This is a genomic window from Thalassospira sp. SM2505, assembly GCF_054901115.1.
In genome coordinates this window covers 3,767,166-3,779,556 of the sequence record NZ_CM142731.1, presented here as the reverse complement: position 1 = coordinate 3,779,556, position 12,391 = coordinate 3,767,166, and the positions used below count along the sequence as shown (strand labels likewise).

Here is a 12,391-nt window from a genome sequence, read left to right as displayed (position 1 = left end):
CGCTTATTGCGCGGTCCGTTCCGAAATTGTCGTACCGTTTTCCCCATCGATTGATGCGGGATCGGGTGCTATCGGAAGACCGGCCTCGTCGGTTTCAAGATGGACAACATTCACAAGTGCCCCTTCCTTGACCCAGTCATGACCGACCACGATCAGTTCGAATTCCTGTGGCAGGCCGCCAATCCAGACGCGTTCACGCGAGCCGCCCTGAAGTTCGACCGGAAGGAAGTCAACCTTGTTGCCATCGGTGATGGCGCGCACGCCCAGCTCACCGTCATCATTAAGGGTCAGAACAGATGGCAGAACCTGATGGGCACGCTTGGTACCAACCGGAATTTCAAGTTCGGCCGTCATGCCATCGGGGATTTTCAGATCGGCATTGTTGATTTCGACCTCAACCCGGAAGGTACGGGTATTGTTGTCAGATACCCGCGCGGTGTAACGCACAATCCCGTCATAGCGGGTGCCGTCATAAAGCGATACGGATGCCAGCTGACCAAGTTCGATGGCGCTGATCGAATGTTCGGGGACCTGGGCTACAACCAGCATCGGGTCAGCCTGGATCATGGTTGCAACCGGATCACCAATCGACAGAAGATCACCGATCTCGGCCGGGCGATTTTCGACAATGCCATCAAACGGAGCGCGAATTTCGGTATTGTTCAGTTCGGTCCGGGCAATGGTCAGATCAGCCTTGGCTTCTTCAAGCAGCGCAAGTGTCTGGGCAACGCCGGTTTTGGAACGGTAATTTTTCGCGGCCAGACTTTTGGCTGCCGAATGTTCAAGTTCACGCTGGGCAACAAGGGCACGGGCCTTTTCCACACGTGCCTGACGATCATCGACGGACAGCTTGGCAATCAGATCGCCTTTCTTGACGGTCTGCCCCTTGGTCGCGCCGATTTCGGTTACGCGGGCCTCTGTCTCGGCGCGGATTTCAACAGAAATCACCGCTTCGGTACGGCCCGAAATGCGCAGATAATCAACGTGATCAACCGCCTTGCTGGTGATGGTGCGGACACTCGCACGCGGCTTGGCTGTCTGTTCGTCAGCTTGCGCTGCCTGTTGTTCGGACGTGTTCGCGGCCTCTGCGGGATCATCCCCGAGATAGGCGCTGCCGACCCAAACAACGGTCCCCAAGACCAGAAGGATTGCGATCAGGCGTGAAGCGTTCATGTTCTTTCCCTCAAATATTCCGTCGGCGGAATGTGTTTTTGGCGCTTTTGCAGGCACGTCTTTTTGCGTGTTTATTCAAGACAATTCAGGGCTTCCCGATCATGGTTTGCGTGCCTTGAAATCTCGCAGTTCATCAAGCAGACCCTGTTTGTTTTCACGGATGAATTTCAGGGTTGCCTCGCACATGGCCTGTCCCAGACCGGCGACAAAACAACATCCCGGTTTCGGGGCCCCGTTTTCATCGCGGCCATAGGTCGACATGGTTCCGGGCTTGTCGTCATTTTCCGGGTCGATCTGATGGCTCATCAATTCATGACGGGCGGCAAATTCATCAATCAGGGCTTCGGTCAGTTCTATCGGCATTTCTTCGGCGAAGGTCAGCATGAACAGAATGTCGGAACGGTAACGGTCCTCGGCCGGGCGCGTTTGCAAAAGCGTGCGCAGGAATGTGCGCCGTCCCTCGGAGGTCAGTTGATAGACCTTTTTATCGGGACGGTTTTCCTGCTCATGCTCGACAAAGGTCACAAGACCGTCTTGCGTCAGTTTGGTCAGTGCCGGGTAAATCGAGCCAAGCGATGCAATCTGAAAATGGCTGAAGGTGCCATCTTCGAACATCTTCCGGATTTCATATCCCGTTGCCTCGCCGCCCATTAGAGCGCCCAGACAAAGTGTGCGTACGTCCATCTTCTGTTCTGTGTCCTTGTTTCTTCCCCCGAACTGAATGCGAACTGGCGGGGGAAGCTGCCAGTTTCGCTATATCAGTTCGATATATGTCGGAATATCATATATCAATTCGATACAGTCAATCGATTATGATAGAAATTTTTATGACGCTGCCTCTACCGGGACGATTATGGAAACCGATTTGTTACGGATCGGATCATCCAGTTTCGGTGACAGGCGTCTGGTAACCAATCTGGCGAAAAGTGCGGATGGTTGCGTCCGTTTGTGCATAGTCGGACGCCTTTTATGACCGACTGTGTCTATTGAAACGGTATAGTTGGTTCGGACAGGCAAAGTCCGGGCAAGATGTAGCCAGAAAAAGCAGGTGGTGATTTAAGATGGTGGTCGGGTTTCCCGAAATTTTTGACATGACGATTTCCGTGATCGGCGTGATGCAGGGCATTTTCCTGTGCCTGTTGCTACGGTCCGAAGGCGTAGGGGCCTTCGCGGCAAACCGCTGGATGATGCTTTTTCTGGCCGCAGTCATGGTCAATCTGCTCGAAGATATCGGTGAAGTTTTCCTGAACGGTGCAAGCAAGGATGTGTTGCTGGTATTCTTTTTTCCCGCCAATTTCCTGATTGCTCCGGCGATTTATCTGTATTTCCGGGAAATTTCGGGCACGCCATCGCAGCGGCCATGGGGGCATTTCCTGTTGGCCGGGCTGATCTTCAATCTGATGTTATGGTTGCTGACGGTCGGGGGGCTGGACAGTCTTGAAGACGCAGATGCGGCGGCAGGACAGTTGTCGACAGGTTATCTGAGTATTCTGATTGCCGGGATCAGGGTGTTTTGCTGGCTTGCGATTCTGACGCAGTCATCGCTCTATATCTGGCTGATCTGGCGTGTGTCGCGGCGTTATTTCCGGAAGACCCAGGAACAGCTGGGCGCAGACCGGCAGGCAATGCAACGCTGGATCACGGTGATCCTTGGCGGGGTGAGCCTGATGTTCGTTACCGTGTTGATCGGCAAGATCGCGGGTCTTTATCTGCCCGACAGGATGGAAATGACCGGTGTCGGGATTGCAATTGTGCTGGTGCTGTTTGCGATGAGTTATGTGATCGCGACGCAGCCCACACTATTTGTCCTGCCGGACTGGCCGGGCGATATGGCTGATGCTGACTCCGATGCCATTGCGACGGGAACATCAACCCCGGTATCGAACAGAAGTTCGGATAGTCTGTCGAACAGCATGTCGGGCGAAGAAAATACGCTATCTGATCGGGAAAACCCGGGCGACATGCGCGGGAATGTCGCACGCCCGCTTCTGGATGAAGACGGGGTGAGGGCGGCTGTCGCGCGGCTTTCGGCCATATACAAGCAGCGGGAAATATTGCTCGACCCGCTGGTCTCGCTTCCGAAACTGGCAAAGGCGGTTGGAATTACCCCCAACCAGCTATCCTATGTCCTCAACCGGCATGTTGGGCAAAGTTTCTTTGATTTCGTCAATAGTGCCCGGATCGAGGAGGCCCATGCGGTACTGTTGCTTGAGCCTGATCGGACGATCCTTGATATCGCACTCAGTGTCGGCTTCAATTCGAAATCGACCTTTAATCTGGCTTTCAAAAAGATCACGGGCGAAACGCCCAGTGCCGTGCGCGAAGCCGCCAGAGACAAGTATCTGTCAAATCGGGAAAGCAACAGGGGCGATGCATCGGGCACTGCGTCCGAAGCTGCATCCGAACGACCGGATGCGCAGCACAGGACGTCAGACGCGGTCTGACAGGAATAGGGTTCCTGTATCACAACCAGATACAGGGTGCCCTGAATGTCCGAACCGAATATCTCCCGTCTTCCTGACAGTTCCGAACCGGCTATCAGGATTGGTTACGACGATCTGCAAAATGTCCAGCGCCGCCGAAAGCGGGTCATTCGTCTTGGCGTGCTGGTACTTTTGGTTGTGGTCGGTGGAAGCGGCTCTGTTCTGGCACCTGACAGCCCGCTTCATGATTTGATCGAGGGGGCTGGCGTCGGGGCAATTGCCATTTGCATTTTCGGTCGCGGCTGGTGTTCGCTTTATATTGGCGGGCGCAAGAAAGCCGAACTGGTAACAAGCGGACCCTATTCCCTGTGCCGCAACCCGCTTTATGTCTTTAGCATCATCGGGGCGTTTGGTGCCGGTTTGCAAACCGGAAGCCTGAGTATCGGGGTGATCTTTGCCGTGGCAGGCTGGCTTGTGTTTCGCGGTGTTGTCATCCGCGAAGAAAGACTTCTGGCTGAACGGTTCGGTGTTATGTACGCGCGCTATCGCAACTATACGCCGCGTTTCCGCCCCGCATGGTATCGCTGGCGTGATGAGGCTGACCTTGTCTGCAAACCGGCCCTGTTTTTAACGACCACACGCGATGCATTGTGGTTTTTGATGGCAATACCGGTGTTTGAAGCGGTGAAAATGATGCAGTCCATGGGGTGGCTGACACCGGTGATCCGGCTGCCATGAATGCCGGAAACACCCGATCAGGCGGAAGGGATGCGCTGGGACGCTTACCTGTTGTTCAGGCGGCAGTGTCTTCTGATACGCCGCCAAAGGATTTGATCATCCGGTTACGTTCATCTTCGCGTAGTGGATCGGAATCAAGGGCAAGGGCTGCTTCGAGTTCCTGGGGCATGACTGTCAGGCTTTTGATCCCCTGTGCCAGATCTTCCTCGGACCAGAGATGAAGCTGGCATTCCAGTTTGATATAGCTGCGCGTTGCGGCTTCGATATCAAGCTTTTCAAGTGTATCGACTTCATATTCACCCGCGCGAAGCAGTCCGTCGTGGCAAGACAGGTGGAACGGATGAAAGAACGTCACCGTGCGATGGGTTGTACGGGTAATGCTCATGATCATGGCTCCTTCGAGCATCCGGAAGATGATCGTTCTCGGGGCTGATCTGGTTTTTATTGTGATATCGCACCCGTCGGGCGATCAATCCGGCCATGGGCCGAACTTTCCGGCTGTTAAACCAGGCGCTTCTGCCCCGGATTTGCTCATCACCACGGGGGTATATGGCGAAGCGCCATAGCCGTTTTGCGATCCTTCGTTGAAACGGCTGATGTCTTATATATGGGATGGTTGCAGGCAAAGGGCAAATTGCCCCCGAAAAGCGGCCTGTATGCAGGTCGATGACGGATTAGTGGATATCAGGACCCGCTTCCTGTTCACCATCCTTTGAAAGTGCCAGATCAAGATCAATCGGATTGACGTTCAGGATACGGTCAACCAGCATCCCGTTCAGCTTTGCCTTAAGGTGAAGTTCCGTCGATACCCGGCGATAGACGGTAAATGAAATGCCTTCGACCAGTTCTTCGGTGGTTTCAACAACATAGCTGCCGGACGGGAACAGATCGTTAAACCCCTTGAGATGAAACGGATGGTCAAAGGTTACTGTTTTTTGTGAGGTGCGCTCATGGGACATCGGACAGGCTCTTTTTGATGGTGGAATATGCCCTGCGATGGTGTCTTGCCCCTGGCAAGGTCAGCGTAACAATGCCGCTGCACGAAACAGGGCAGGACGGAGGGTATGACCCCTCCGCGATGCAGGTCAGTCGTTCGCGCCCTGATGGGGGACTGCTGCCGGGGCTTCTGGCCCGGCCGGCTCGGTATCAGGTGCTGGCTCGGCGGTTTTGGCCGGGGATGTCGGGGCGGCTGTAGCAGATAGGGCTTCGGTCTTGTTAGCCGCGTTCGCATGGTCTTTAGAGAAACTGCGAAATGACATGATAAATACTTTCCATATGGCGGCGCAAAATACGCCCGCTTCTTGGAAGTGGTTGTTTTCACGGCAATAGCAAATGCAGGGACACGCATCCATGGATGGCAAAACCCTGATGCCCATGAAAAGGATCAGCTATTTCGCATAAAATATATTTTTCCCGATCCCGCTTTAAATCCCGACATTTGGCGGATTTGAACGCTGCCCGGATCTGGAGCTGATCCGGGGTGCGGCATTATCGGTATTGCCGGGAATGGACGGGGATCAAACCCCGCGCAAATTGCCCCAGACATGGACATGCCACTGCGGCAGGACGCGCACGTCAAACCATTTGCGTTTGGCAACCTCATCCACCAGCCAGCGATAACGGGCAGTCAGGCCATCGATATCAACACCGTTCACACCATCGGGATGAGGTTCGGCGGGGGTAGTATTGACCGGCTGCAAACAGACCGGAATGCTAATGTGAAGGTTCCTCACATAATCGGCAAACATCAGATCGGCCTCGTCACGGACCGGGAATTTAAGGGTGATGGCCGGGCCATCCAGCATTCCGCGCGCCTGTGCGGCATCAATGCAGGCGCGAAGGGCGTCGGCCTCAAAGCTGGTCGATGAGCTTGGCGGTTTTGGACTGAGTGTCAGGTAGTCAAGGTCCGCAAACCAGTCCCTGGCGATGCTGCCCTGGGTTTCAATCGCAAAGGTGAACCCTTCCTGTTTGCCCATGGCAATCAGGGTGCCCAGCGGCTGGATCGCCGGATTGCCGCCCGAAAGCGTGATCAGGATCGGCTTGCCACCCGAAAGCCTTTTGACCTCGTCCAGAACCTCGGTCGCAGACATTGGCTTCCAGTCGGCCCGAAAGGCCGGATCGACCGCATAAAGCGTATCGCACCAGGAACAGCGAAAATCACAACCACCGGTGCGCACAAACACGGTCGGCACCCCGATCAGCGCGCCTTCGCCCTGAACGGTGGGACCGAAAATCTCGGAAATGCGGATTTTGCCCCGCTGTTCGGAGATTTCGGCAATCTGGGGATCAAGGACGGTCATGGACGATATTCCGCCCAGGTTTTCGGCGTTTCGGACACGCGCACCGCCGATACTTCTTCCCAGCGATCGTGCGCCCATTCGTAAAAGAACAGGGCAAGCTGTTCTGCGGTCGGATGATCATGGCCCAGAACATCATTGAGGTGGCGGTGATCAAATTCGTCATCAATCAGGCGTTTAAGCGGGCCAAGTTCGCGGTAATCGCGCACAAAACCGCGCGCATCAAGGTTGGCCCCCTTAAGTTCGACCTCGACGATATAGTTGTGGCCATGCAGGCGCGAACAGGGATGGTCTTCTTCAAGACCGGCCAGCTGATGGCTGGCGGAAAAGGCGAATTGTTTGGTGATGGTAAACATCGGTTTTCTTTCGGTGTAGTCATGCCTTGCAGTATGAGCACGCGGATCGAGGTCCCCGCTTTTGCGGGGATGACGGTGCCAGACCAGACAGGTTCAACTCTTATCCGTCACGCCCGCAAAGGCAGGCATCCATGCTGCAAGGAAGTTATAGGGATTACTCGGCCGCGCTGGTAACGCTGGTGGCGCTTTCGCTATTTGCCAGCTGACGTGCACGATGTTCGGCACGGGCCTGTTTCCAGTAATCGCGATCGACATAAACGGTCGGGTCCTTGACGCGCGCCAGTTCAAGCGCCTCGCGCCGCTCGACACAGGTGCCGCACCGTCCGCAATGGGTTTCCCCGCCCTTGTAGCATGACCAGGTCAGATCAACCGGCACGCCAAGGCGACCGGCCTCAAGCGCGATGTCGGCCTTGGAGACATTCACAAACGGGGTATAAAGCTTGACGTCCCTGACCCCTTCAAGCGCATGGTCCTGCATGGCCTGAAACGATTTGATGAAATCGGGGCGGCAATCGGGATAGATGAAATGATCCCCGCCATGAACGGCTGCTGCAACCGCGTCGGCACCGGCACTGGCGGCCGCACCAAAGGCAACCGCAAGCATGATGGCATTGCGGTTGGGCACCACAGTCACGCGCATGGTTTCTTCGGCGTAATGGCCATCGGGCACATCGACATCATCAGAAGTCAGCGACGATCCGGTCAAAAGCGCCCCCACCGGGGTCAGATCAACAATGTGATGTTTGACGCCAAGATCGCGTGCCGTGCGCGCAGCGAAATCGAGTTCCTTTTTATGGCGCTGGCCATAATCGAACGAAATCAGGGAATGGAGCTTGTGCTCGGCTGCAACCTTATAGGCCAGCGTGACGGAATCGAGCCCGCCAGAGCAGACGACAATCGTCTTCATAATCATATGTCTTTCGTGTTTTTAACCTGGTGCTACGACAGGGAAGCGAACATCGCTTCAGGGCGGGCATTTGCCACGCTGTGCTTCAAAAGGCAAGCAAAAATCCACGCATGCAACCATGCGTTACGCGCAGGAATGCTGTGATTTTTATACAATCAGGCGGTAACGGGAATGCGCATCTTAGGCCCGCTTGGCGCTAAGCACATGAAAACAAATCGGAACCTGAAAATGACCGTTTTCGATATAGGGTGAAAGTGTTTCAAACATCGCCGCATCAATCGCCCCGCGATCCATATCCGATGCGGTGCGCAACACATTGCCAAACAGCATATCCATCTGCGGCTTCCAGAAGGCCACCTTTTCGGGGATGCGCCCGGCCGGGCTATGGGTGGTGGCAGCAATATCGGTAAAGCCCGCATCCTCAAGACGCATCATCGATTTATCCGGATGGCCAAAGGCAAAGGGATCAAGCCCGGCGCTTTCAAACCCGACGCCAAGGATGTTGCCCAGAACCGCATCCATGGCGGCAAAAAGCGGGTTATCAACCATCGGTGCCCAGACCATATAAACCGCCCGCCCGCCAGAGCGCAAAACCCGGTGGGCCTCGCACAATGCCTGATCCGGATCCGTGCAAAACATCACGCCAAACCGGCACGACACCACATCAAAGCTTTGGTCGGAAAATGGAAGCTTTTCCATATCCGCCGGGATCACCGAAATATTGGTAATGCTTTCCTCGACCGCGCGGGCCGACAGGCCATCACACATTTCCGGCACGATATCGGATGCGGTGACATGACCGCCCGCGTCGCCCAATGCACGGGCAAAGGAAAAGGCCGGCTCGCCAACCCCGGATGCCAGATCAAGCACATCAAGCGGCGCAGCAGCGCGCAATCGCGCCAGACCTTCCAGATCAGCCGCCTCAATCATGTGACGGTTGATCTTCTCGGCTGCCGGGGCCAGCCGGTCTGCCCAGTTGATCCAGTCTGAGGAGAGGTGGTGCCAGGTGGTTTGTGTCTGTGCGGTCATGGTGTCTCGTTTCTTTGATCTGCTGGCTTTGACAATAGGAGAAATGTCATTTGAAACAAAGGCAGAGTTGATCCTTTGTTGCCCTCACATGCGCAGAACTTGTCCGTCGATATAAAGTGTCGATGGAGAACATGATGCATGGTCGAAGCACCTGAACAACGCATTACCTTACGGAAAGCTGCCGGATCAGGCATTCTGGTTGCCCTGACCTGTGTTCTCTATGTCGGGTTCGTGGCGATCCTGTTCGCCGGATTTACCGCCGATATCCAGCGCGATTTTCTGGGGCGGGAGCTTGGGGCGTCAACGCCCGGCAAGCTCGAGCGGATTGTTCTTCAAAGTTATCTTGAGGCCGAGTTGCGCCAGGATTTGCGGCGCTCAAAGCGTGATTTGCGCATGCTTGAGGCCGGTTCGGCCGAGGATATGCGGGTCGGGCTTCTGGCGCGCAAGGAGGCGATTGCGGGCTGGTGGGCGGCCTATGACAAATATGCCGGTTTGCGCGATATCGTGATGCGTAACCGCGCGGCCTTTGATCCGGGATTTGTCGCGGGTTTAAGTGATGCGGTCAACCGGGCCTTTGCACTTGTCACGGATCTGGAGGCCTCGGGCCTTGTCAGCGAGGCGGGCGGCGATCCGTGGGAAAATACGGTTCCGCTGGGATTGCTTGATGTGCCGGTCGGCGAGGCAGGCGATGATGCGGAACGCCGGGCGGCTGGTGTTCAGGTCATGGTCGAGTTGCGCAGGGTTCTGGAAGGCCTGCAATTTGGTGCTGATGCCGACCCGGCCTTTGAGGAACAGATCGCGCGTGAGGTCGAAGCTGTGCGTGCGGCGGCCAAGGCGTTTGATGCCAAAAGCGTGCGGGCGCAGATCGAATGGGCCAATATCCGGTCCGGGCAGGACCATGAGGACCGGTTGCGATCCAACCTGACAGCCGAAATTGCCGAGACCAGTCGCGAGATCGAACGCCTTGAGCGCGAAGGCGGGCCGGAATATAGGGCGCTGGTCGCACTTTTTGCCCATCCGGTCGGCAATGCGCTTTTTTACCTTATTCAGTTGCCGACCATCATGTTGACCCTTTTGGTCACAATCGCCGCAGGTGGGCTTGGCGCAGTGGTGGCCTTTACCCGCGATAATTTCGCAGCACGTACACAGCCGATTGCCAAGGCCAGCCGCGAGGGCCATGCGAATGAGGATGCGGATCTGGATGTTATTGCACCGGCAGCGATCAGGGACGGGCGGCAGGCACCGGCAAATGGCTGGGCGGCGGTGGCAAGGTTGCTGGTTTTGACCGGCGAGGGGATAGCGGCTGCCATGGCGATATTCCTGTTTACCGAGGCCGGGATGCTGATGTTAACCCAAGGCGGGCCCGATGGCACGGGGCAGGTCGATATCAGCCCTTATCTTGTGACCTTCATGGCCTTTGTTTCGGGCTTTATGGCCGAGGATGCCTTTGCCCGTATCCAGTTTGCCGGAAAGAAAATCTTTCGCGTTACGGCCGATGAGAACGGGGGAAAGGGCCCTGATATTCCAATGGCTTAGGCATCGCATTCAGGCAAAAGAAAACCGGCGAAACAGCGCGCCGGTTTTCCTTTCGTTGGGACTTTTGGGTAGTGGGGTCTTACCCCTGCAGAAGTCGCAAAAGGTTTTGCGGCATCTGGTTGGCCTGGGCCAGCATGGCGACGCCTGATTGAACCAGAATTTGCTTTGAGGTGAAGTTGGTCATCTCTGCAGCGACATCAAGATCAAGCAGGGTCGAGCGGGCTTCTTCGACATTTTCAAGCATGGTCGCAAGGTTTTGCCCTGCGAAATCCAGCCGGTTCTGATAGGTGCCGACATTGGCGCGCGCGCGTTGCAAATCATCAATCGCACGCGTGACAACCTCGACCGCGTTCTGGGCATTGGCCGCAGTTGAAATGGCGTTGGCTCCCAGATCATCAAGCCCGTCTTCGGTGCCGGTTGCCCCCGATCCCAGCGCGCTGCTGTCAACGGACTGGAAGGAGATGGCAAGACGGTCATTGGATGTATTTCCCGCCCCGATCTGGAACGAGATATTGTCCGAAAGCTTTTGACCATTATCGGCCAGCATCTGAACAGTGCTGTTGTCGCCGACCGTTGCACCACCACCGATCACCTGTGCGGTGGCATAACCATCAGCCCCGGCACCATCAGAACCAAGGGTGATGGCATTGGCAATGATCGTGCTGATATTGTGGTTGAGATCAAAGGTCAGCCCAAGCTCGTCAAAATTGACAGTCGTCTTTTCGCCTGCCGTCAGGGCCCTTGTCCCGCCGGTGGCAAAATCGGTCACATCAATGCTTTGTTCGCGGTCGGTGGCACCGTCAATGGTCGTAAACACATTGAGCATGACGGTATTGCCGACCTTGACGAAATGCAGCTTGAACTGGTTGTCGGTCACACCGTTATTATTGGCATCTGTTGCCCAGTAATTATTATCGGTGATGCCGATGCTATCAAAACCGTTGGCAGGCGAAAGGTCTTCGGCAAGGCCAGCGGAATTGAGGTTGGCATAATTGACCGACACATCGCCGCCATCGCCCAGCAGCTGAATGCCGTTGAAGTTGGTCGAGGATGAAATACGGTCAATCTCGTCACGGAGCTGGGTGAATTCATCATTGAGAAAACCGCGTTCGGTATCGGACAGGTTGCCCGACGATGCCTGAACGGCAAGCGTCTTCATCCGAACAAGGATATCGTCAATTGTTGCCATGCCGCCATCGGCGATCTGCAGCATGGAATTGGCCTGCCCGACGTTAACGGTGGCAGTTTTAAGTGCCTGGGCCGTGGCATTCAGCCGCGCCCCGATGGCCATCGAGGCCGCATCGTCACGCGCAGAAACCACGCGCGTACCCGATGAAAGTTTGGCAAGCGAACGCGTTGCCGATGCATCGGACGCCAAAAGGTTCCGATGGGCAAGATTCGCCGCATAGTTGGAAATGATGTTCAAAGCCATGTCGCAGTTCCTACCTGAACAAGCAAGGCGTTTCGAAAGTCACAGAATGTGATCTGCTCTACATGAGCAGTTTATTATTTATCAAAATAGACCAGCCAACCGGATAGTACAAGTGTATAGGGAAAGAATTGATTCAAATTAAGTTATTGAAATTAAACGATTTAATTTCAGGCTACCCTTAAGTGTGGGGCTTTTTTATCTGTGGTTCATAGGTTGAGCCAGTGGCAACTATCGCCGCGAAGGCGATCTTCTTGTTTACCGAAGCCGGGATGCTGATGCTGACCCAAGGCGGGCTGGATTGCACCGGGCAGGTTGATATCAGCCCCTATCTTGCGACCTTTATGGCGTTTGTTTCTGGTTTCATGGCCGAGGATGCTTTTGCCCGGGTTCAGTTTGCTGGAAAGAAATTGTTTCGGGTTGCAGATGATCAGAGGGCGGGTTGGGGAGCGGCCTATGGTTGAGAAAACGAGATTGTCAGGGCAGTTAAGTAATGCTTCATA

The 12,391-nt window shown here is 55.3% G+C and carries 14 protein-coding genes; 4 read left to right on the top strand and 10 right to left on the bottom strand.

The window, feature by feature from the left end; translation table 11 throughout:
- Positions 1-3: 3 nt before the first annotated feature.
- Both ACTU44_RS17750 and ACTU44_RS17745 read right to left on the bottom strand, forming a co-directional pair.
- Positions 4-1,173, bottom strand: coding sequence for an efflux RND transporter periplasmic adaptor subunit (locus tag ACTU44_RS17750; protein ID WP_114098577.1), 1,170 nt, complete (start codon positions 1,171-1,173; stop codon positions 4-6).
- A 99-nt stretch (positions 1,174-1,272) separates the two neighbouring features.
- Entirely contained in the window at positions 1,273-1,857 is a 585-nt protein-coding gene (locus tag ACTU44_RS17745; protein WP_114098578.1) for a PadR family transcriptional regulator, read from the bottom strand.
- A 407-nt stretch (positions 1,858-2,264) separates the two neighbouring features.
- On the opposite strand from ACTU44_RS17745, the gene ACTU44_RS17740 reads away from it, so the two are divergent.
- Together ACTU44_RS17740 and ACTU44_RS17735 are read left to right on the top strand one after the other, a co-directional pair.
- Positions 2,265-3,617 carry a helix-turn-helix domain-containing protein gene (locus tag ACTU44_RS17740; RefSeq protein ID WP_181850281.1) on the top strand — a complete coding sequence of 451 codons (1,353 nt, stop codon included), beginning with the start codon at positions 2,265-2,267 and terminating at the stop codon, positions 3,615-3,617.
- Between the two features lie 45 nt (positions 3,618-3,662).
- The gene (locus ACTU44_RS17735; RefSeq protein WP_114098580.1) at positions 3,663-4,334 is read left to right on the top strand and encodes a methyltransferase family protein; all 672 of its coding nucleotides are present in this window, start codon (positions 3,663-3,665) and stop codon (positions 4,332-4,334) included.
- 55 nt (positions 4,335-4,389) lie between these two features.
- Here the strand turns inward: ACTU44_RS17735 and ACTU44_RS17730 are convergent, their stop codons facing one another.
- The 7 genes from ACTU44_RS17730 to ACTU44_RS17700 form a co-directional block, all read right to left on the bottom strand.
- Positions 4,390-4,719 carry a hypothetical protein gene (locus ACTU44_RS17730; protein WP_114098676.1) on the bottom strand — a complete coding sequence of 110 codons (330 nt, stop codon included), beginning with the start codon at positions 4,717-4,719 and terminating at the stop codon, positions 4,390-4,392.
- A 289-nt stretch (positions 4,720-5,008) separates the two neighbouring features.
- On the bottom strand, positions 5,009-5,293 hold the full coding sequence (locus ACTU44_RS17725) for a hypothetical protein (protein ID WP_114098581.1): 285 nt from the start codon (positions 5,291-5,293) through the stop codon (positions 5,009-5,011).
- Between the two features lie 126 nt (positions 5,294-5,419).
- Complete coding sequence (locus tag ACTU44_RS17720; protein ID WP_181850283.1) at positions 5,420-5,593, bottom strand: hypothetical protein; 174 nt, start codon at positions 5,591-5,593, stop codon at positions 5,420-5,422.
- Between the two features lie 258 nt (positions 5,594-5,851).
- The gene (gene queE / locus ACTU44_RS17715) at positions 5,852-6,634 is read right to left on the bottom strand and encodes a 7-carboxy-7-deazaguanine synthase QueE (protein WP_114098583.1); all 783 of its coding nucleotides are present in this window, start codon (positions 6,632-6,634) and stop codon (positions 5,852-5,854) included.
- Entirely contained in the window at positions 6,631-6,987 is a 357-nt protein-coding gene (queD, locus tag ACTU44_RS17710; protein ID WP_114098584.1) for a 6-carboxytetrahydropterin synthase QueD, read from the bottom strand. Before queD ends, queE begins: the two co-directional genes overlap by 4 nt.
- Before the next feature lie 154 nt (positions 6,988-7,141).
- Positions 7,142-7,894 carry a 7-cyano-7-deazaguanine synthase QueC gene (queC, locus tag ACTU44_RS17705; protein WP_114098585.1) on the bottom strand — a complete coding sequence of 251 codons (753 nt, stop codon included), beginning with the start codon at positions 7,892-7,894 and terminating at the stop codon, positions 7,142-7,144.
- Positions 7,895-8,074: 180 nt separating this feature from the next.
- Positions 8,075-8,923: a class I SAM-dependent methyltransferase gene (locus ACTU44_RS17700; RefSeq protein WP_114098586.1), complete on the bottom strand. Its 849-nt coding sequence runs from the start codon at positions 8,921-8,923 to the stop codon at positions 8,075-8,077.
- A 138-nt stretch (positions 8,924-9,061) separates the two neighbouring features.
- Here ACTU44_RS17700 and ACTU44_RS17695 point away from each other — a divergent pair, with 138 nt between their 5' ends.
- On the top strand, positions 9,062-10,459 hold the full coding sequence (locus ACTU44_RS17695; protein ID WP_114098587.1) for a hypothetical protein: 1,398 nt from the start codon (positions 9,062-9,064) through the stop codon (positions 10,457-10,459).
- Between the two features lie 79 nt (positions 10,460-10,538).
- Here the strand turns inward: ACTU44_RS17695 and ACTU44_RS17690 are convergent, their stop codons facing one another.
- Positions 10,539-11,891, bottom strand: coding sequence for a flagellin N-terminal helical domain-containing protein (locus tag ACTU44_RS17690; protein ID WP_114098588.1), 1,353 nt, complete (start codon positions 11,889-11,891; stop codon positions 10,539-10,541).
- A 221-nt stretch (positions 11,892-12,112) separates the two neighbouring features.
- On the opposite strand from ACTU44_RS17690, the gene ACTU44_RS17685 reads away from it, so the two are divergent.
- Entirely contained in the window at positions 12,113-12,352 is a 240-nt protein-coding gene (locus ACTU44_RS17685; RefSeq protein ID WP_114098589.1) for a hypothetical protein, read from the top strand.
- Positions 12,353-12,391 lie beyond the last annotated feature (39 nt).